At 35.2% G+C, this 22,827-nt stretch carries 12 protein-coding genes; 7 read left to right on the plus strand and 5 right to left on the minus strand.

What is annotated here, in order from left to right; translation table 11 throughout:
* Positions 1-69 precede the first annotated feature (69 nt).
* Both Q0845_RS21000 and Q0845_RS21005 read right to left on the minus strand, forming a co-directional pair.
* Positions 70-1,230 (minus strand): radical SAM protein, encoded by a 1,161-nt coding sequence (locus Q0845_RS21000; protein WP_298517394.1) that lies wholly within the window; start codon positions 1,228-1,230, stop codon positions 70-72.
* Positions 1,230-2,201 carry a hypothetical protein gene (locus Q0845_RS21005; protein ID WP_298517397.1) on the minus strand — a complete coding sequence of 324 codons (972 nt, stop codon included), beginning with the start codon at positions 2,199-2,201 and terminating at the stop codon, positions 1,230-1,232. Before Q0845_RS21005 ends, Q0845_RS21000 begins: the two co-directional genes overlap by 1 nt.
* Positions 2,202-2,485: 284 nt before the next feature.
* On the opposite strand from Q0845_RS21005, the gene Q0845_RS21010 reads away from it, so the two are divergent.
* Positions 2,486-3,544: a nucleoid-associated protein gene (locus Q0845_RS21010; RefSeq protein ID WP_298517400.1), complete on the plus strand. Its 1,059-nt coding sequence runs from the start codon at positions 2,486-2,488 to the stop codon at positions 3,542-3,544.
* Positions 3,545-3,706: 162 nt separating this feature from the next.
* On the opposite strand, the gene Q0845_RS21015 is transcribed toward Q0845_RS21010, so the two are convergent.
* Together Q0845_RS21015 and Q0845_RS21020 are read right to left on the minus strand one after the other, a co-directional pair.
* Positions 3,707-3,949, minus strand: coding sequence for a hypothetical protein (locus Q0845_RS21015; RefSeq protein ID WP_298517404.1), 243 nt, complete (start codon positions 3,947-3,949; stop codon positions 3,707-3,709).
* A gap of 171 nt (positions 3,950-4,120) precedes the next feature.
* Complete coding sequence (locus tag Q0845_RS21020) at positions 4,121-5,170, minus strand: hypothetical protein (protein ID WP_298517407.1); 1,050 nt, start codon at positions 5,168-5,170, stop codon at positions 4,121-4,123.
* A 240-nt stretch (positions 5,171-5,410) separates the two neighbouring features.
* Between Q0845_RS21020 and Q0845_RS21025 the strand changes: the two genes are divergently transcribed.
* From Q0845_RS21025 to Q0845_RS21050, 6 genes are all read left to right on the plus strand, one after another.
* On the plus strand, positions 5,411-6,322 hold the full coding sequence (locus Q0845_RS21025) for an ABC transporter ATP-binding protein (protein WP_298517410.1): 912 nt from the start codon (positions 5,411-5,413) through the stop codon (positions 6,320-6,322).
* 18 nt (positions 6,323-6,340) lie between these two features.
* Positions 6,341-7,171: an ABC transporter permease subunit gene (locus Q0845_RS21030; protein WP_298517415.1), complete on the plus strand. Its 831-nt coding sequence runs from the start codon at positions 6,341-6,343 to the stop codon at positions 7,169-7,171.
* 307 nt (positions 7,172-7,478) lie between these two features.
* Complete coding sequence (locus Q0845_RS21035) at positions 7,479-14,192, plus strand: T9SS type B sorting domain-containing protein (protein WP_298517418.1); 6,714 nt, start codon at positions 7,479-7,481, stop codon at positions 14,190-14,192.
* 193 nt (positions 14,193-14,385) lie between these two features.
* Positions 14,386-16,398 carry a gliding motility-associated C-terminal domain-containing protein gene (locus tag Q0845_RS21040; protein ID WP_298517421.1) on the plus strand — a complete coding sequence of 671 codons (2,013 nt, stop codon included), beginning with the start codon at positions 14,386-14,388 and terminating at the stop codon, positions 16,396-16,398.
* A gap of 209 nt (positions 16,399-16,607) precedes the next feature.
* The gene (locus Q0845_RS21045) at positions 16,608-21,440 is read left to right on the plus strand and encodes a T9SS type B sorting domain-containing protein (RefSeq protein WP_298517424.1); all 4,833 of its coding nucleotides are present in this window, start codon (positions 16,608-16,610) and stop codon (positions 21,438-21,440) included.
* A 12-nt stretch (positions 21,441-21,452) separates the two neighbouring features.
* Entirely contained in the window at positions 21,453-22,259 is an 807-nt protein-coding gene (locus Q0845_RS21050; RefSeq protein WP_298517427.1) for a HEAT repeat domain-containing protein, read from the plus strand.
* A gap of 10 nt (positions 22,260-22,269) precedes the next feature.
* Here Q0845_RS21050 and Q0845_RS21055 read toward each other — a convergent pair whose 3' ends face one another.
* Positions 22,270-22,806 (minus strand): hypothetical protein, encoded by a 537-nt coding sequence (locus Q0845_RS21055; protein WP_298517430.1) that lies wholly within the window; start codon positions 22,804-22,806, stop codon positions 22,270-22,272.
* Positions 22,807-22,827: the final 21 nt, after the last annotated feature.

The raw sequence follows: 22,827 nt of genomic DNA on the forward strand, positions 1-22,827 counted from the left end.
TCGACAGGCTCAGCTACATAAATTCGGCAAGCTTAGCTACATAAAACTCGGCAAGTTACTAAACATCTATTATTTATAATTTGTCATTGCTTGGGCAACAAAAGAGTATAATGGATTGTAATGCTTTTGAATGAACAATTGATTTTTCTCTCTCCAGAGTTTCGCACTCATTTTATCGACAATAGGAATCAGCATTTTTTCATGATGACATGCAACCGGACTTGCTTTTGAGACACTTTTCGTGGAAGAATAGTTAATGCAAGAACACCACGTAGAGCAACGCTCTTTTAGCTTGCATCCTGAACATTCAGGTTTGTCTTTGATAACATCTGCTCTAAATTGATTTAGTTTAGCACTTACAAATCCTTCTTTCACAGTTCCTAGTTGCATACGCTCATCTGCTTCATGCGCAGGTTTTACAAATTGCATGCAAGGATAAATATCTCCATTGGGCGCAATGGAAATTTGATTGTTTCCAATACTACATTTATTCGCACATGCGGCTGGTTTTTTGGTGTGTGTTTGAATTCTTTCATCAAAACAACTTAAATAAAAATGCTCAACATTGTTGCATTTTTCTTCATACCATTTCGTTAGTTTCTCGTATTCGGTAGCCAAGATTTCAAAATCTTGATACGTCCATTCAGCAGAATAATCTAAGGTACAATTGATAAAACGCAATCCTTGGTCATAAATCCAAGTGATATTTTCATATAAATTTTTTGAAGATGCTGGTGTCACCACACAAAAAGCATTTGTAAAAGGATTGTGCTTTAAAACATTTTTTATAGTACGATCCATGATTTTGGAGTAATCAGAATTTCCAATCGTAGGACGTTGTTTTTGCATAGTTTCTGGAGTTCCGTCAAGACTCAAAGACACCATAATGTTTCTATCTGTTAAATCTTTCATCAAACTTTCGGTAAGCAATAATCCATTGGTTGATAACTGCCCAACTACGTTCACTTCTTCTCCTAACCTTCTTTTACATTCATCATGCACATAAAAAAGTTTTTGTTTTTCCATTAAAGGTTCGCCTCCTAAAAAAGCAATTACCAGTTTGGTTGCCTTTTTTCTTTGCACTTCTTCTACAACAAAATTGATAGATTGTTTCAATGTTGCCTGCGTCATTGAAGTTTTCGTTTTTTCTCCTGCATAACAATAACCACAACGCATGTTGCAATCGTGTGTTATATGAAAATTTGCGGTGTATTTTATGGACGTACTCATTAATATCTCCCTTCTGATTTTGCCCAGTCTATATAATCTTGCACTAGATTTTCTAAATTTTCGATGGCTTTTTGTCGAGCTTCTCCTTCCTTTTCAACTAAATTTCCGTTTTTATCTTCTACATATTCACGATAAGGATAGTATTCGAATTTGTGATCATATTGAGAAAGTGCTGCAATACTCACTCCTTCTTCATTCGGAATCTGCTCCATTTCTTTCAAATCAACTTTTTCATTTTCGTATGCATCCAGAATCTCTTTACCATAATTTTCATCAGTGTAATTCGTATTTTCTTTGATGTACCTATTGATTTTATCTTTGAGTATTTTATCGCGCCACAGATGCCTTTCCAATTCTAATAATTTATAATATCCTTTTTGTTTGGTTAATTTTCTTAAAAAGTCATCTATAATTTTATATCCATCGGGTTTATTTTCGACTTCTTTTGTCAACTTTTTATATGCTACTAAATCTTCTGGCAATAATGAAGCATTGTTATATCTATTATTTCTCCATGAATTATAACAATCGGGACCTGTGCTCTCATAATCGAGCCATACGTATCCTATGTTGTGTTTTTTATTGTATCCTGTTGCTTTAAAATTTAGTCCATCTTTAGAAATTGGATATCCTTCTGTAAGTTCTATTTTGTTGGCTAAAAATATAGAATCTATAATTTCAACAGCCGTTTCTCTATCCAATCTGTCTGGCAATCCTGTTCCAAAAGAAGCATAGGTATGCGGGAAACCAAGTTCTTTAAACTTTATTGGATTTTCCTTTACTTCTCCTGTACTTGTATCATTAGAACTTGCTGAAAATGCAAAAAGTCCAAAAACTCCTAAAAACGCAGTTGCATAATAACCTGTTTTAGAAACGTTTCGAGACATTAACAATGGACTTTCATCAAGATAGGAAGGATATCGAGGTGTTCTATACCTTCTGGCTGGAGTTACTTTTAACTTTTTTCTCATGATAAGGAGTTTTGTTTTTTTTGCATCAATAAAGATACCAAAAGAGATATTATAACGTAAAGTCGTCATTTTTATTAAAAGTTAAGTCGTGAATTTGAGCATTCATCTTTGTTTTTTTATTATTTTTGCCGAACCGAATAAAAGCTCTTTTTGATTCAAAAATTGAGTTTCAATAGCATCGCAATCGGAACGTTTATATTCTTAGGAAAACCGGAAACGTACAAGGAAAAAATCTCACGAAAGTGGCGATATAACAATCATATAGAAAAAATTACACCCTAATAATGATCAATTTATACAGTGCACAAGTAAACACCATTTCTATTCACAAAGTAGGAAACAAAAGTAGAAACGAAAATGTATTTCTTTCTTCAGAGCCGTATCAATTAACAGATGAGATTACACCATTATTGAAAGAGTATTTCTTTAAACCTTTTAGAGAGAAAGAAGAAAACTATTTTCAGTTTACCAATGAAGTGGATTTAGAGTTCAATCAATTATATACGATTGCATCAGATATTTTTAACGATCCGTCAACGGTTCATGAGAATTCAAAAAAGATTACGTCTTTACTTTTCGAACAATCACAGCATCCACATATTAAAAGTGGTGAAGTATATGTAGGACATTTTGAAAATGTAGTCATCGATAATGAAAAAGTAGATGCGATTGGTATTTTCAAATCAGAGATTAAACACGATTTTTTACAGTTTGAAGAAAACGGAAGTAATATTGAAGTCTTATTACAACAAGGAATTTCATTAAATAAATTAGACAAAGGTTGCATCATTTTCAATATAAAAAAGGAAGAAGGTTACAAAATTCTTTCTGTTGACAGCAATAAATACGATACCAAGTATTGGCTAGATCATTTCTTGGGCGTAGATGTGTTTGAAGATGAAAATTTTTACACGAAAAAATACCTAAAGTTCTGTCAAAACTTCGCTAAGGATGTTGTTTTCCCTGCGGAAGATAAAAAAGAAGAAGTGATGTTTATGAACCGTGCGGTAAATCACTTTGCCAAAAATGACACGTTTGAAGAGTCTGAGTTTTTAAATGATGTGATTGAAAACCCAGATTTAATTCCTGAGTTTAAGCATTACAAAGTTGAAAAAGGACCTAAATATAGTATTGAAGATATTTCTGAGTTTCCAATTGCCAACAAAGCGGTTTCTTCTGCGCGTAAAAGCATCAAAAACACGATTAGTTTAGATACTAATATTCAAATTAAAATGGACTTTATCAATCCGGAATCTGCCGAGAAATTTGTAGAAAAAGGTTGGGATGAAGAAAAGCAAATGTATTATTACTTAGTATATTTTAACAAAGAACAAAAAGCATAATTTAAAAGAGGCTGTCTAAAAAGCTTTAAAAACCGTCACTCTAGACTTGATCCAGAATCTCATTAAGCTGATTTTTAACTGTTGTGAGAAACCGAGTCAAGCTCGGTTTGACAATATCTGTACTTTTAAGACAACCTCTTTTTTATATAGAATCATAGATAATTAATCCATTTCATCCTCTACACCGTAAATAAAAACATGACCGAGTCCAGGTGTAAATATAGGATTTGGATTGCATCCTGTTGTAGCATAATTTCCTCCACAGGGAGAATAACAGGAATGATCAGCACTTACACCCCATGCACAATAATAAACTGTATTCCCTCCTTTTACAGCATTAATCTCTCTAATCGATGCAATAGCTCTTTTGTTCAAATTCAAATTTTTAATACTTCGTTTCTTCATAATTTAAAATTTTAAATGTTAATGTATCCTTTTGGTATTTACCATTTTCAGATACTAAATTATAGAAGAAGTGTACTTTTTTATGAAGAATATTTGGTTAGATTTGTACATCTGTACCCAAAGAAACTTAGTTTTACAACCTATTCAAATAATAACTAATGAATAAGCCTTTTAACGCTTTACATTTTCATAGTTTCTACGGACAAATTGCAATGCTTGATTCAATACATCGCCCATAGTTTTTAGATTTTTAAAGTTCAAATCTTTTGTAAAACCAAAGACTTCTTGTGTCAATAATGCTACATTTTCTTTGGTAGACAAGGTATCTTCCTGCATACATTCCAATAATTCTTGCATGCGATTTTCTGAACTCAACATGCGTTTTGCTATGATAGAACGTTCTTCTGCTTTGTATTGTTCTATGGAATCTGCTTGCAGTTTTTCGCCGACCAATTGTACCATTTTAAGGTTTTCTTTAAAAAATTGCGGTAAGTATACTTTGAACTTTCCTTCATAACATTGCTGATCAAAATCAATGGCTCTAATTTTAAAAATAACATTGTCAAAATCATGCGTAGGCACAATGACATAATTGTACGAACGCATATCACCAAGCAAGCGAATCATACATCGTTCATTGAACTTGACAAACTCTTTAGCTATTTGCGCTTTTTCAGAAGTTGTACAATCATTGAGCATTTTTTCAATAAAAACATCGCCTGGAATTCCTGCAATATGTTCTTCGATCAGCGTGTTTTTATACACTAAAAAATTTAGATTGTTGGGAGATAAAATATGTTCCAATTCCAAACCATAAATTCGAGAAGCATCTGCAGTTTTTACATAAAAGTAGGTGTAATTGTCGTTTAATATGTTTCGAATTTTGACGCGAAAAGGTTTCGAATTTCCAAACGTACAATAGTCAATAGCATCCACATTTAAGTATTGAATGATGTCTTCGTTTCCATCAGAATGTAAAATTGAGTAGACTTTTTTTAGGCTTAAATCAATTTCCTCACGTTCAAACTCATTGTAATATGTGCGTACCCAAAGTGTATCATTTTCGTCTGCATCATACACAGTAACAGAACCTTGAAACCGTAATAAATCGTCGTAAAATATGGGAATTTTGATGGTTCTACCATGTTCAGAAAGGTAATCGTTTAGCAATGTATTGACTGGAAATGCGGGTTTCTTCTTAGATATGATTGGTTCTTCCATTAGATGGATTGTATTTTGATTCTGAATTCAGATTTAAAAATACATCATCTAGTTTTAAAACCTTCTATCATCTGTAAACTATCTATCATAAAATTATCATGCGCTATTGACAAGGACGTTTTTGCTTATTTTCATAGAAAATCAGATATTCACTACTTTTTAAAAAAGCTTTCCTTATATTTTGTAACAATTTTTAAAATCAGTCGTCAAGTATATATCAATCAAAAAAACTATATCACTTTGAAAAATTCGAATACCATCCTCACACTACAGAATCTGAGTAAGAATTACAAGAACGTCAAAGCGGTACAAAACTTATCATTTACCATTGAAAAGGGAAATGTTTACGGTATTTTAGGACCTAATGGAAGTGGAAAATCTACTACTTTAGGAATGGTCTTAAATGTGGTAAATAGAACTTCTGGAGATTTTCATTGGTTTGATGGCAATGTTGCTGTACACGATGCTTTGAAACGTGTTGGTGCGATTATTGAGCGCCCAAATTTTTACCCATATATGACGGCTTATGACAACTTGAAGCTGGTTTGTAAAATTAAAAATGTATCTAAAGATAAAATTGACGAAAAGTTAAAAACGGTAGGACTTATAGATCGAAAAGACAGTAAGTTTAAAACGTTTTCTTTAGGGATGAAACAACGTTTAGCGATTGCTTCTGCCCTATTGAACGATCCTGAAATTTTAATTTTGGATGAACCTACTAACGGATTAGATCCGCAAGGAATACATCAAATTAGAGAGATTATTAAAGACATTGCAACGCAAGGAACTACGATTTTATTAGCTTCTCACTTATTAGACGAAGTTGAAAAAGTATGTTCGCATGTCGTTATTTTACGAAAAGGAGTAAAAATCTATTCGGGTCGCGTGGACGAAATGGTGGCAAGTCAAGGATTCTTTGAGTTAAAAACAGACAAAGAAGCAGAACTCATTGCCTATTTAGAAAAGCACGATGCTTTTGGTTCGGTAACCAGAGAAGGAGAACTCATCAAAGCTTTCCTTAAAGAACCACTCAATGCAGGCGATTTCAACAAAGCCATGTTTGATCAAGGCATAGTGTTATCGCACTTAGTAAATCGTAAAGAAAGCTTAGAAGAGCAATTCTTGATGCTTACTGAAAACCAATCTAACTAATTTTATCCAGCTACGACTATGTTACGTTTATTACAAATAGAATTCCAAAAACTATGGTTAAACAGAACCAGTAGAATATTAATTTATATCTCTTTTGTTTTTCCACTATCTATATTAATCCTTTCATCCATAAAAATTAACTTTTTCGGATTATTCACTATTGATTTATCTGAAACACAAATATTTGAATTCCCATACATTTGGCATATTACCACATTCTTTATTGCCTTTTTCAAGTTTTTCTTTGCCATTGTCGTCGTCTCCATGATTGGAAACGAATACAGCAATCGGACACTAAAACAAAACCTCATTGATGGTTTAAGCAAAAAAGAAGTCATTCTATCTAAATTTTATTTCATTCTTGCGTATACTGCTGTAGTAACGGCACTTGTATTCGTCATTACCTTATCGCTAGGAATTGCACATGCGCCATCATCTGATTTATATTTAGATACCATTTTTAACGGTTCTGAGTTCATTTTAGGATACTTTATGAAGCTCATGACGTTCTTTAGTTTGTGTTTATTAGTAGGTGTATTAATTAAACGTTCTGCATTTGCATTAGGTTTTCTATTCATCCTCTACATTACAGAAATGATTTTCTATGCATTAACAAAATTTGAATGGGCAAATGAAGAAACAGCCAATGCTATTTTTCAATTCTTACCATTTACAGCAATGTGGAATTTAATAGATCAGCCAGTTATACGTATGGCGAATGTAAACAATCCTACAGAAATCATGGCGACAGATTATGCCGTACATTGGTATGAAATTGCAATTGCAGCGGCATGGGTTGGTCTTTCAATATTTTTATCATACAGACTCTTAAAACGAAGAGATTTATAACAAAATAGTATACAAATCCAATAGATTTTACAGAAAGAGCGAAGCAATTCGCTCTTTTTTTGGTTCGTAATTAGTATATTTGACGGCTATTGAGTATGGAAAATTGCTATGAAATATCTCACTATAAAGAAAGACCATCTTATTCCCCAATAATCGGTAAACTTGGTAACTTTTATAATATTGTTATTTCAATCATACTCTTTTTTAAAAAGAACAATTCTCAAAAATTTAAAATAATAACTACAGAAAAGAGTTATTAACTTGGATTATTGAGCATTTTTATGTCTTAGATAAATATCAATTACAGATGAAAAAAATTTTACTATTCATTCTTATTACCCTTCCTACTTTTTTACTTGCACAAGGTGAAGCTGCAAACTGGTACTTTGGTCAAAATGCAGGATTACAATTTGATCCTGACACTGGAGCTGTAGCAGCTGTTACAGATGGAAGTTTAAATACATTAGAAGGCTGTGCTTCAATTTCTGACACAGATGGGAATTTATTATTTTATTCAGATGGAATTACTGTTTGGAACAGAAACCATTTGATAATGACGAATGGTACTGGTTTAAATGGAGATAGTTCAAGTACATCTTCAGCGATCATTGTTCCAAAACCGCAAGACCCAAACATTTATTACATTTTTACGGTTGATGAACCACATCATGATGAAACTGAAGCCACAAATCATGGTTTAAACTATACAGTTGTTGATATGACCGATGGAATTGGTTTTGTTGATAATGCACAAAAAAACATTCCTCTAGTTACGTATGATGTTAATGACGCACAAGAAAGAAAATACAAATGTTCTGAAAAAATATCGGCTGTTAAAAGCTCTGATTGTGAATCATTTTGGGTTCTTACGCACTTTATTGATGACTTTTATGCTTTTAAAGTTGATAACAGTGGTGTAGACACTACGCCAGTTATTAGTAGCACTCCGACAGAAATTCCGGTTTCAGGGTATCGAAGAAATGCACTTGGTTATTTAAAAGCTTCTCCACAAGGAGATAAACTAGCGGCATCACATTTAGGATTGACAAATGTGGAAGGTGGAAATGGTCCTGGAAAAGTGATGCTATACGATTTCAACAATACTACAGGAATTGTGAGCAATGAGCTTGAATTATATGACGGAGATTCTCCTTATGGAGTAGAATTTTCGCCAGAAGGAACAAAATTATATGCCACGGTTGGACTTGGAAATAGTGGAACTGGAAATAGTTTATTATTACAGTATGATTTATTGGCAGCAGACATTCCAGGTTCTCAATTTACCATAAACAATTCATCTACATTTTCTGCTGGAGCAATTCAAGTCGGAATCGATGGAAGAATATATAGAGCGTTGCTAGATTTTAGTAATGCAGCCAATACAGGACGTTTTTTAGCAGTCATTGAAAATCCAGAAGCTAATGGTGCTGCTGTTGTCTACAATGAAAATGGTGTATTACTAGACATCACAAATACAAATACAAACCTTTCCAGAATTGGATTACCTCCATTTATTCAGTCACTATTTGCGACACCTGTAGATATCATTCGTAATGGAGTTTCTATGACAGAGCTATCATTATGTACGACTCAAAGCTACACACTGATGGCAGATGATATTGCTGGAGCTACCTATACTTGGACACTTAATGGAAATCCTTTAGCAGAAACTACTTTTCAACTAGATTTAACAAACGTAACACTCGCAGATGCTGGATTGTATGAAGTACAAATTGAGCAAAATAATGGCGAATGTCCTTTGATGGGAGAAGCAAATGTTGCAATATTTACATTACCAACAGCAAATCCAATTGAAGACCAATTCATCTGTGATGATAACAATGATGGTTTATCGACATTAGATTTAGATTCGTTTACTGCTACGGTTTTAAATGGACAAGATACGATGTTATTTACGGTAACATATCACGCGAGTCAAGATGATGCTGATATGAATATGAATCCGTTAGCTAGTTCTTACACAAATGCAACTGCATATGGACTGGATACGATTTTTGTTCGTATAGAAAACAATGACAATACTACTTGTTTTGATACCACTTCTTTCGATTTTGATGTCTTTGACCAACCAACAGCAAATGCTGTGATGAATTACGAATTATGTGATGATACTGCAGATGGAGATGATACAAATGGACTTGCCACTTTTGATCTTTCTACGCTAGACACGGAAGTGTTGGCTGGACAAGATAATATGCAGTTCAACATCAGCTATTATGCGAATCAAACAGATGCAAACGATGCTATGAATGTGTTATCAACTACATACATAAACACAACCGCTGGCGGAAACGCAATAGTTGCACGTATCGAAAATGTTGATAATCCAAATTGTTTTGATACAGTAACATTCAATGTTGTAGTACATCCGCTTCCAGTAATCATGCAACCAGTAGCACTATTACAATGTGATGACGATACAGATGGTTTATCCGATTTCAATCTTACAGAAGCAAATACCTTACTATCTGCAGACGCCGCAAATGAAACGTTTACGTACTACACAAGCTTAACAAATGCACAAAACGCGACGAGTCCAATTATAAATGATACAGCATATAACAGTAGTAATGGTGGGCAAGTATTTGTAAGAATTGAAACCGTAAATGGTTGTTTCCGAACAGGAGAAGTAAACCTAATTGTAGGTACAACACAAATCCCAGACACATTCCAACTAACGTATGAAGTATGTGATGATGATACTGTAGATGGAGATAACACAAATGGAGTTGCTACATTTGACTTTAGTGATGCTGATGCTCAAATTAATGCACTATTTACAGCTACAGGACAAACACTGACCATTACGTACTATGAAAACTTTGCAGATGCTTTGGCAGAACAAAATGCAATTGCAGATATCAGCAACCATCGAAATGATGCTTCTCCAAATGTTCAAAATATAGTTGTACGTGTAGACAGTGATGCAAATAATGCTTGTTTAGGTTTAGGTGAGCACATCACGTTAACAGTAAATCCATTACCAGACTTAAATCCTGTAACGGACTATGTTGTTTGTAGTGATATTGCGAACCAGTTTACTTTTGATTTAACAATAAAAGATCCGGAAGTCATTAATGGACAAACCAATATTGATGTTACCTATCATGAATCACAAGCTGATGCCGACACAAATACAGGTGCTATTGTGAGTCCATTCACAACATTTCCTAGAACAATATATGTTCGTTCGACGAATACGATTACTGGTTGTGTAAATACGGCAATGAACTTTGATTTAATTATCAATGAAAATCCTATAGCCAATATGCCAGCAACCTTAAATGTTTGTGATGAAACGCCTTTTGATGGATTCACTGCTGTAGATTTAAACGCTCAGTCTGCTGCTATCTCAGGAACTCAAACTGACATATCTGTTCAATACTATATCAGTCAAACTGATGCAGATACCAATACAAATCCGCTTGCTGTTCCATTTACAAATACTAGCAATCCGCAAACCATATATGTTCGTGTTGAACACGGAATTACAGGTTGTTTTAGTACTACAAGCTTTGATATAATTGTGAGTGAAGCACCAGTTGCCAATGCTCCTACACCATTAGAATACTGTGATACAGACAATGATGGCATCGGAATCTTTGATTTGACCAATGCTGAGAGTGAAATCACGGGAGGTGTATTGCCAGGTCAGGTAACAGTAACCTATCACGAAACACCAGAAGATGCAGATAATGATGTGAATGAAATCCCGAATGAAACGGCTTACGGAAACATCAATCCATACAATCAAACCATTTATGTACGTGTTGAAAATGTCTTAACAGGCTGTTTTAATGTAGTTTCTTTAGATTTAATCGTTCATGATTCACCAGAGATTGCTGCTTTAGATGCGACAAGTTTAGCAGAATGTGATGATGTAACTGCTGATCAGATTGCACAATTTGATTTAACAGAAGCAGAGATGGATATTCTAAACGGAGAAGATCCAACCACACATACGGTTCGTTACTATAATACACAAGCAAACGCTGTGGTAGGAACGACGGTTGGAGAAATCAACAATCCAAATGCTTATAGCAACATTCCACCAAGTCCACAAGTGATTTGGGTGAGAGTAGAAGATCAAGTAACAGGATGTTTTAGTATTACCAACTTAACACTGATTGTGAATGAACTTCCAGTGCTAATACAATTACCAGGCTTAGAACTGTGTGATGCGATTACTTTAGATGATCAAATCGAAGTATTTGATTTAACATCATTAGCAGAAGACTTGGTCAACAATGTACCAGGCATTAGCTTGTTATATTATGCAAATGCTACAGATTTAGCCAATGGAAATGAAATAACAAACCCATCAATGTATCCAAATGCGGTTGTGGCAGTACAAACGATTTTTGTATTGGCTACTAATGATACTACAGGTTGTCAAAACACTATCACTTTTGACATTCGTGTAAATCCACTACCGAGTCCAACCTTAGATCCAAATGGACTGCTTTTAGCAGATACCTGTGATGATGACAATGATGGTTTTGTGGCTACAGACTTAGATGCACTAGTCACAGCTATTGTAAATATGGAACCAGATGTAGTCTATAGTTTCCATGAGACAGAAGCAGAAGCGATTGCTAACTTAAATGCACTTGCTAGTCCATATACAAACATTGTGATGGATAGTCAGACATTATATGTGTTAGCAACCAATACGGTTACAGGCTGTTTTACAGTGACGCCATTACAGATCAATGTGATTGCAATTCCAGAAGTTCCAATCAACATCACTGATTTAGAAGTATGTGATGAAGATCCATCCGATGGTTTTGCGATGTTTGATTTAACGCAGACTCAAATGGAGATCTATGGCACACAAACACCAGGAAACTTAACACTAACCTATCATGAGAGTGAACAAGATGCAATCGATGATGTATCTCCAATAGTAAATCTAACGGATTACATCAACATTATAATAAACCAACAAACAATCTGGGTACGTTTAGAAGACAATGCTACAGAATGTTATGCCATTGGAAGCTTTGATATCATAGTTGTTGATGCCCCAAAACTAGTGCAGCCAACGCCATTTTCTTTATGTGATGATTTAGAGAGCGGAAGTGAAAGTGATGAAATTAGCAGCTTCGATCTTACAGACAGATATTTGGAAATAGTTGATGGAGATAATGGACTTACTTTAACGTATTACGCATCTGAGGCAGACTTAAACGCAGATACTCCAATAGCTGATCCAACAGCCTATCAAAACATTAGCAATCCACAGGTGTTATACATCAGAGCAGCCAATGCCGCAGGATGTACTACCGATATTACCATGACATTGAGAGTACTTCCAATTCCAACACCAAACACAATGCCTACAATCTTAGAGGCTTGTGATGATGATACGGACGGAGATGCAACCAATGGAATCTTAATCTTTGATCTGACACAATCAGAAGCAGAGATTGTAAATAATGAGAGTAATGTAACGGTAAGTTACCATACAACACAAGAAGATGCAGACGCAGATACCAATCCAATTGCAGATCCAACGATGCATGCCGTAGATATGGCAACAGCAGATGTGAACGGACAGGTGATTATCTATGTACGAGTAGAGAGTGATATTCAGATTGATAGCAATATGTTACCATGTTACAAGGTAGTAGAATTACCAGTAATTGTACATCCATTGCCAGAACTTACAGCAACGGCATTTACTTATGTATTCTGTGAGTATGACAATGACAATGTAGGACAATTTGAATGGGATGTAGTGACAGCTTCATTAGACTTACTAACTGCTCCACAGATGGTGGCTGACTTTACAGTGACCTATCACTTAACAGTGGCAGAGGCATTAGCAGGAACAGGAGCCTTAGTAAACGGCTTTGAGAATATGAGTGATCCACAGACAATTTTTATCAGAGTGGAGAACACTGCAACAGGATGTGTAAACACCAATAACATTGCTAGTTTAGAACTCAGTGTAGAACCAATCCCAACGGCAACAGCACCAGACACGTATCAACTATGTGCGGTAGATGAGGCAGATCAAGATACCGCAGTGTTTGATCTAACGACGTTAGATGCAGATATCATTAATGGACAATTGAACATGGCGGTTTCTTACTATGAAACAGCTACAGATGCAGATGCTGATATCAATGCGATTGCTAATGCAACGAGTTATACCAACACATCGAATCCACAGACCTTGTATGCAAGGGTAAGACAAACCATTACAGGCTGTCTATCTGATCCAGTACTAGTGAACTTACAGGTGAATCCATTACCAGTCTTCACATTACCAGCAGATGATATCTTATGTGTGGATGCAGCTACTGGAACCACCCAAGATGGACCATTCATCGGAGAAGACCAAGGAGCAGGCTTTACTTATCTATGGAATACTCCAAATGGAATCTTTAACACCGCTACAGTACAAGTAACTACGGCAGGAACCTATAGTTTAGTGATTACTGATGGAAACTTCCCAACGAACTGTAGTTACAGTGATAGTGTGACGTATGAAGCATCCTCAGCACCAGCTAGCTTAGATGTACAGATTACCACACCAGCCTTTGCAGATACACACAATGTAATAGCAACAGCAACAGGAGGATCAGGCGTGTATGAATACCAATTAGATGATGGAGAATGGCAAGATACAGGAGAGTTCTTAGACTTACAACCAGGAGAACACACCGTAACAGTTAGAGACACCAATGGCTGTGGAGAACTGGTAAGAACCTTTGAACTGATTGATTATATGAAATTCTTCACTCCAAATGGAGATGAGTACCATCCAACATGGAATATCATAGGACTTAGAAATCAACCTAGTGCGAAGATTTACATCTTTGACAGATATGGAAAACTATTAAAACAGATCAGTCCAGCAGGAATCGGTTGGGATGGAACCTTCAATGGTTCACCAATGCCATCACAGGATTACTGGTTTAGAGTGGAATATGTAGATCCTTTTGATGGTTCGCCAAAAGAATTTATCAATCACTTTACTTTAAAGAGATAATTCACATCAAACAAATAGAAAAGAAATACACAAAAAACTGGAGAAAATTAGCTTCGGTTTTTTTTATGAGGTAAGAATTTGTTACTTTCAAGCATAAATCAAAAAATGTGTGAAAAAGCAAACTTACATAAGTATTCTTCTGTTTCTAAGTTGTTTTTTTTGCACATTCAATTCAACCGCCCAAGAAATTTCTTTGTTTCAACAATTTAACGGTCGTTTTGATTATACTGCACTTGGAAACACACTCAATACTGTTGAAAATGGTGCAAATGGAATTTGTGTCATCAATACCAGTTCTAGCGCAAGCTTAACACTCAATTCAGATCAAACGATGGTCGCTGCTTATTTGTATTGGGCAGGATCAGATGATGGTGATTTTGATATAGAATTGAACGGAATTCCAGTAACAGCACAACGTACGTTTAGCGATGCTTTAGATGCGAATCGTACTTTTTTTGCCGCTTTTGCAGATGTAACTTCCATTGTACAAACAGAAGGAAATGGTTTGTATACTGTCAGTGAATTCGATTTATCTTCTGTAATTGGTCCTTATTGTCCCAGCGGAACCAATTTTGGAGGTTGGGCAATCACCGTTATTTATGAAAACCCTTCGCTTCCGCTGAATCAACTCAATGTGTATGATGGTTTGGAAAGTGTTCCTGAAGAATTGGAAATTACACTCACCAATCTCAACGTTTTTGACAATATGGGCGCAAAAATAGGGTTTATTGCGTGGGAAGGCGATCAAGCTTTAAGCGTGAATGAATCGCTACGTGTAAATGGTACTATCATTTCAAATTTCCCTTTAAACCCTCCAGATAATGCTTTTAATGGAACCAATAGTTTTACAGGAGCAAACGATTTATACAATATGGATATTGACGTTTATAATATTCAAAATAACATCAATATTGGAGATACCGAAGCAACGATTTCACTGACTTCTGGACAAGATTTCGTAATGATTAATAATATTATTACAGTGTTGAATAGTCAACTTCCAGATGCAACAGTTACGATTGATCAGATTGATTCTGAATGTGATTCACGCGATTTAGAAATTACATATACCATCTCAAATACAAATAGTACAGCGGCTTTACCTCAAAATACACCGATTGCATTATATGCAGATGGAATTTTAATTGCCACTGATGCAACGCAAGTAGCACTTCCCATTGGCGGAAGTACACAGCAAACAATTACAGTGAGTATTCCTACCACAATTCCAGACACATTCGATTTTTTAATTGTCGTTGATGATGACGGAACTGGCACAGGAACAGTCGATGAAATTAATGAAGATAACAATAGTGCTTCACAAATTTTCACCTTACCTACTTCGCCCGAGATTCCAACATTACCCGCTTTGGAAATTTGCGATAATGTTGAAAGTATTATGTTTGATTTGACGGTTCAAGAAAGTTTTTTCAGTGATCCTTTACTTACTTTCGAATATTTTGAAACACTGCAAGATGCTTCAAACAATACAGATATCATTATAAATCCTGATGCATACAGTACTAGTAATTATCCCGCAGAAATCTTTATAAAAGTTACCAATAGCAATACATTATGTACTTCCATAGGAAATTTTGAATTGCTCCTTTTGGAAAGTCCCGAAATAACACAACCCGAAGATTTGGAAGCTTGCAAGTTGAACGAAACCGAATCTGTAACTTTTGACTTAACAGTGAATGAAACTACGATAAATCCTGCTTCAAACATTATTTTCACCTATTACGAAACTGCAAATTCAGACGGAACATTTCAAGATGAAATTACAACACCAACTGCATATGATAATGTTTCCAATCCGCAAACAATTTATGTAACTGTCGAGAATATTTTTGGCTGTATGGAAACTACTAATTTTGACTTGATTGTGGATGATTGCGAAATTTACATTCCAAACGGTTTTTCTCCAAATGGTGATGGCAAAAATGATGTTTTCAATATCTTAAATTTAGAAGCACATCCAAATCATACCATAAACATCTATAATCGATATGGCACGCTCATCTTTGTTGGAAATAGAAATACGTCCAATTGGGATGGATATGCTAACAGAGGCACTCCAAAAAATAAAAAACTTCCTACAGGAACTTATTTTTATGTGTTGTATTTAAATGATGAAAATACCTTGGCAAGTCCTTTATTATTAGAACAAACTTATACAGGCTGGGTATATTTACAGAATAATTAAGTTTTCTTTATAAGAATGTCCCTGATTTTCTGTATTTTAGTATAGATGAATAGCAAACTCTAAAATAAGTCTTGTGTACTAAAAATAGTTTCAAAGGCACTAAAATTATGTATATATTTGTCCATAATTTTCAATAACCTAGAAGCCTAACGATAAAGTCAGCCCAACTTGTATTGTTTTAGTCACAAATATGACTTAACCCCATACCTATGAAGAAAGTATTCCTTACGCTTTTTACTATTTGCGCCTACCAAATAGTTTCCGCGCAACAAGTAACTACCAACGAATCATTTACACTACAACAACTTGTAGAACAGTTAGTACAAGGATGTGTAGAAATTTCAAACGTCACCTCCACTATTAATGGAAATGTAGATGGTTTTGCGAGCTATGCTGCGTTCAATCAAGCTGGTTCTAATTTTCCTTTTGCAAATGGTTTGGTATTGACTTCTGGTCGTGCTTCCGATGCTGGAACAAATGTAATTACAGCACCACTGAATAGCGGAACAACCAATTGGGGAACAGATCCTGATCTTGAAGCAGTTTTAGGTGTAAATAATACCGTAAACGCAACTTCCATCGAGTTTGATTTTATTGCGGTTACCAATCAGGTGAGTTTTAATTATTTATTAGCTTCTGAAGAATATGCGGAAGATTTCCCATGTCGATTTTCAGATAGCTTTGCTTTTTTAATAAGACCAACTGCTAGTGCAGGTCCATATACAAATATTGCCGTGGTACCAGGAACAAACATTCCCGTAAGTACCAGTGTAATTCACGATGAAATTGTTGGTTTCTGTCCAGCTGAAAATGAAGAATTTTTTGAAGGATATAATTTAGGTGATACCAATTACAATGGACGTACTACCGTATTAACTGCTACTGCAAATTTAATTCCGAACGAACAATATCATATCAAATTAGTATTGGCTGATGGAACGGATCAAAATGCAGATTCTGCAATCTTTATCCAAGGAAATAGTTTTAATGCTACGGTTGATTTAGGTCCAGATATTACTACTTGTGCAAACTCGTTCCTGTTAGATGGAGATATCGGAAATCCTTTAGCTACCTATCAATGGTTTAGAAATGGAGTTCCAATTCCGGGAAGTACAAATACTACACATGATGCTGTATTAACAGGAACATATCGTGTAGAAATTACAATTCCTGTTGGAACCGAGAGTTGTACCATTGAAGATACTGTTATTGTTACTTTAAATGCAGCACAAACTGTAGGACCAATTACCGATTATGAATTGTGTGATGATACAGGCGCCGTAGGTGTTGAAAGTTTTGACTTAACCGTCAAAGAACCAGAAATCTTAGCTACAGTTCCGCCAGCAAATTATACCATTACTTATTATCCAACTCAAAATGATGCGGACAACGAAACAAATGAACTTCCAACAACGATTACAAATACCACTTCGCCTCAAGAAGTTTTTGTACGTGTTTTGGATATCGATAATGGTTGCTTGGCGTTTACAAGTTTTAATTTAATCGTAAATGAATTACCAGAAATCACCAATCCAACACCAATTGATGTTTGCGATGACAATGATGACGGAATTACGCAAATAGATTTAACCGTTCGCAATGATGAAATCACAGGAATGAACCCTGTTCTTGGCGTAAGCTACCACTTCTCACAAAGTGACGCTGATAACAATGTAAATCCAATTGTAAATAATTATACGAATACATCACCCAATGAAATTATTTTTGTGCGTGTTGTAAATACAGAAACTGGTTGTGTTAGCACAACAACTTTAGCTATAAATGTAGGAACATCTCCTGTATTGACAGTACCAGACAGAAACTTATTAGATGCATGTGATCCTGAACACGATGGATTTGCTACTTTTGATTTAACAGATATTCTAGACGAGATTACAACTGGACTTACTGGTATAACCACTACAGTTCATACGACTCCAGAAGATGCTGAAACTGGCGCTAATCCTATCACAGACATCACCGCTTTTCAAAATACAAATCCGGACGAACAAACCTTATTCATCCGTGTTGTAGATGATAATTCTGGTTGTTTCACCATCACACAATTCAATGTGCATTCTAATGCACTTTTAACAGCTACGACCATCGCAAGCATAAACCGTTGTGATGATCCGAGTAATGATGGCATATTTGAATTTGACTTAGGACAAATTACCACAAACATGCAGAACAACTTATCGTTTGTCGCTGTTGATTATTATTTAACAGCAGATGATCGCGATAATGATGTAAATGAAATAGACACTAGTGTTCCTTTTTCCAATACGTCAAATCCGCAGGAATTATTCATACGATTAAGAGATACGGATACTGGTTGTGAAGATGTATCTTCTATTCAGTTGAACGTAAATCCGTATGTGTCTGCTCCAATTGTTGGTACACTCACAGCTTGTGACACCAATTCAAATGCTATTGCAGTTGTAGATTTACAAATGTTTAATGCAGATATTTTAGCGGGCAATACAGACTTTGAAGTTATTTACTTTTTAACATTCGCTGATGCTGCTGCGTTTGCAAATTCAATCACAGCTCCCATTATAAACACATCCAATCCGCAAGAAATATTTTTCCGTTATAGAAATACAAATACATCTTGTTCTGATGTTGGTTCCTTCATGTTAGAAGTGTTACCAGCTCCAGAAGTAAATGATCCTGCTACAATATTAATGTGTGATGATGACAATGACGGAATTGCAGATGTAGACTTAACACTTAGTCTTCCAGAAATTATTGCCGATCTGACAAACATCAATATTTCGTACCATACTTCTGGAAGTGGTGTTGCCAATAACACAGATATTATTACAGATCCGACAGCATTCAACACAGCTAGCACTTCAGCTTTTGTACGTGTAGAAAACGCTACAACAGGTTGTTTTGCTTCAGTTGAATTGCCAATTATCGTCAATATAGTTCCCGCAGTTGTTGCCACAGATATTTATCAATTGTGTGAAACAGATACCGATCAAACGGAAAACTTTATCATGGAAACTAGAGATGCCGAAATCTTAAACGGTCAAACGGATATGACAGTACTCTACTATCCTACAGCACAAGATGCATTGGACAAAACCAATGAAATTGACAAAACCATGCCGTATGCAAATCAAACAAATCCGCAAACCATTCATGTACGTATTGAAAATGATACCGATCCTGATTGTTTTGCTGTTTCTGATTTTGTGATTCAAGTAAGTCCTGCACCTATGTTCAATGAACCGACAGATATTTTTGTCTGTGACGATATCACGAATGATGGTATCGATACGTTCGATTTAACAGCGACACAAGATGAAATTGCTGCAGGAATTCCACAAAACTTAACAATTACATTCCACCTAACGCCAGAAGATGCTGAAAATGATGTAAATCCTATTGGAAATACAATTACAAATACGGCGAATCCACAAGCAATTTATGGTAGAATTACGAATGATTCTGATTGCCATACTGTGGTAGATTTTGCACTGAATGTGGTACAAGTTCCAGAAGCAAATCCTGCACCAGATGTAACCGTGTGTGATACAGACTATGATGGTCAAGTTCTTTTTGATTTGACAGAAGCTGAATTTTCTATTCTAAACATTCGTCAAGACAATGTTGTCATTAGCTATCATGAAACACAAGATGATGCTGACAACGGAACCAATGCCGTTCCTGATCCTACAAATTATATCAATAGCAACAATCCGCAACCTATTTTTGTACGATTGTTCAATACAATTTCTGGTTGTTATGTAATTGTTCCGTTTACGCTGAATGTGAACTTACCACCAGTACTCAACAATATTACAGAAGCCACTTTTTGTGATTCGGAAGTGCCTGGCACAGTAGATTTACGTCAGATTGATGATATTATTATTGATGATCCAACAGGCGTTTCTTTATCTTATTACAATACGGCTGCTGATGCTCAAAGTGATACAAATCCGCTTCCAGATGTGTATTCATATATGTCAAATCCGGAAACGATTTTCATTAGAGCTGAAAATGACACGACAGGTTGTTTCTTCGTGCAAAGTATTGATGTGACGATCAACCCAAATCCAATTGCAAATCCTGTAAGTGATATGGAAGCGTGTATTAGCAACAATGCAAATAGTACACAAACATTTGACTTTTCAACACAATCTGCCACCATATTGGGAACACAAAATCCAGGAGTATTTACGGTAAGTTACCATTTAAGTATTGAAGATGCAGAAGATGATGTTAGTCCGTTGCCACCTTTATACAATGCGTTTAACGAGCAAATCATCTTTGCACGTGTTGAAAACAATGTAACAGGTTGTTATGCAACAACTTCATTTATGACAATTATACATCCGTTGCCTGTAATTGATTTACCAGAAGACATTACCTTGTGTTTAAATGATCTTCCATTAACGGTAACCGCAGGTTCTGACATTGGAAACTCATACCTTTGGTCTACAGGAGAAACTACGGCTTCTATTGATATTACTTCCGTCGGAACGTATACCGTAACAGTAACGAGTCAATTTGGCTGTGTAGCAACAGATAGTTTTAATGTGAATGAATCAGAATTGGCTACCATTGTTGAAGTTGATGTTGTAAACTTTTCAGATAACAATACCATTACAGTCACTGCAAGTGGAAATGGAGATTACTTATATGTGTTAGATGGTGGAACACCTCAAATTTCAAACGTATTTGAATTTGTAGGACCAGGCTATCATGTCGTGACTGTACTAGATTCAAATGGTTGTGGCGAAGTAAGTGAAGAAGTTGTGGTGATTGATTACATCAAATTTGTAACACCAAACAACGATGGATTCAACGACACTTGGCACATTATCGGAATCGAAACACTTCCAAAATCGGTCGTTTATATCTTTGATCGTTATGGAAAATTGCTAAAAACCTTGCGTGCAAGCGATCCAGGTTGGGACGGAAATTACAGAGGACGCAGAATGCCTTCGAGTGATTATTGGTTCTTAGCAGAAATCAAAGACGGATCAGATTCGTTTGATGTAAAAGGACATTTTACGTTGAAACGATAGCACTACATTTCCATGAATATTCAACATTGGTCAACTGAAAAAATCATTGCGAGAGTTTTATCTAACAAAAATCAAAAAAACTACTGGAACTATATTACTGAACTCAGAAGGCGTGTCAATGAAGAAGTCTACAATCATGCTTATAATTTGACGAAATCGTCCATAGATAAAGAGAAAATTCTAGGGATTTACATCTTAGCACAATTGGGTTTCAATCCGAGATTTCAACAGAAAAAAACGGTAAAGCGCTACTTTGCTATGCTTCAAAAAGAACAGTCGCCAAAAGTATTAGCTGCACTATTTTCTTCTATTGCACATAACAATACTGACTTAAATGAAGTACAAATAGCAAAACTAGCTTCGTTTACAAATCACAGTTATGCCGATGTTCGTTTCGAATTAGCACTAGCACTATCTTGCATTGAACAGCAAACAGCTATTCATTCACTCATTCAATTAGCAAAAGACAAGCATCACGACGTTCGTAATTGGGCTACTTTCGGATTAGGCTCACAAATAGAAACCGATACTACCGAAATTAGAAACACACTTTGGCATAATATTGAAGATACAGATCAAGATGTTCGATTTGAAGCTATGGTTGGACTTGCGAAACGAAAAGATCAACGAATTGTCGCTATTTTAAAAACAAAACTAGAAACTCTTGATGAAGATTCGTATGATGTATTAGAAGCCATTGAAGCATTACAGGATACTACTTTTATTCCATTATTAACTGCTAAGATTAATTCAAAAAATGTAAACAAACATTGGCTAGAATGTGCAAAAGAAACAATTCAAGTTTTAAATAAGTGCTAATTTTTAAAAACTATTCATGAATAAACTTCCGAACTTTACTCGAAAAAATCAACATAGAAATACCGCCAATGGCTATTAAAATACTCGCATACAATAATCCTTTTTGAGGCGATTCAAAAGTAACCATCAACAAGATAAATCCTCCAATCAAATTCACAATTCCTGCTAAAATTCTGCTCATCAATATCTGCTTATTAATGCTATGCTTGGAGTTCAACACACCAAAAGCAAAAAACAGTTCAAACAATCCGAACAACATAATAAAGTAAATCGTTGTCAATAAAAAACCTTGCAACGAAGTTACTAGGAAAAGAATGCAAAGTCCATACACTACAAATCCGATTCCTTGTCCTAAGTGAAACTGATTTGCTATTTTTGGCAGCTTCTCATAAAGTGAAAACAACAACGAGCAAATTCCTGCTAAGATCATTAAAATTGGTACTAAAATTTTGACAATTTCTATGTCAATCTTATTCGAAAAAAATAAAATCAATCCAGTTACTACTAAAAATTGTCCGCCAAGTGCGTAATAAAATATTTTGTTCATTTTGATATTAATTAGTTTAAA

This window comes from uncultured Kordia sp. (assembly GCF_947489565.1).
Lineage (GTDB): Bacteria > Bacteroidota > Bacteroidia > Flavobacteriales > Flavobacteriaceae > Kordia.

Coding starts and splice junctions, on each gene's coding strand:
- Q0845_RS21000 (WP_298517394.1), bottom strand. CDS start 1,230: ATGAGTACGTCCATAAAATACACCGCAAATTTTCATATAACACACGAT.
- Q0845_RS21005 (WP_298517397.1), bottom strand. CDS start 2,201: ATGAGAAAAAAGTTAAAAGTAACTCCAGCCAGAAGGTATAGAACACCT.
- Q0845_RS21010 (WP_298517400.1), top strand. CDS start 2,486: ATGATCAATTTATACAGTGCACAAGTAAACACCATTTCTATTCACAAA.
- Q0845_RS21015 (WP_298517404.1), bottom strand. CDS start 3,949: ATGAAGAAACGAAGTATTAAAAATTTGAATTTGAACAAAAGAGCTATT.
- Q0845_RS21020 (WP_298517407.1), bottom strand. CDS start 5,170: ATGGAAGAACCAATCATATCTAAGAAGAAACCCGCATTTCCAGTCAAT.
- Q0845_RS21030 (WP_298517415.1), top strand. CDS start 6,341: ATGTTACGTTTATTACAAATAGAATTCCAAAAACTATGGTTAAACAGA.
- Q0845_RS21035 (WP_298517418.1), top strand. CDS start 7,479: ATGAAAAAAATTTTACTATTCATTCTTATTACCCTTCCTACTTTTTTA.
- Q0845_RS21045 (WP_298517424.1), top strand. CDS start 16,608: ATGAAGAAAGTATTCCTTACGCTTTTTACTATTTGCGCCTACCAAATA.
- Q0845_RS21050 (WP_298517427.1), top strand. CDS start 21,453: ATGAATATTCAACATTGGTCAACTGAAAAAATCATTGCGAGAGTTTTA.
- Q0845_RS21055 (WP_298517430.1), bottom strand. CDS start 22,806: ATGAACAAAATATTTTATTACGCACTTGGCGGACAATTTTTAGTAGTA.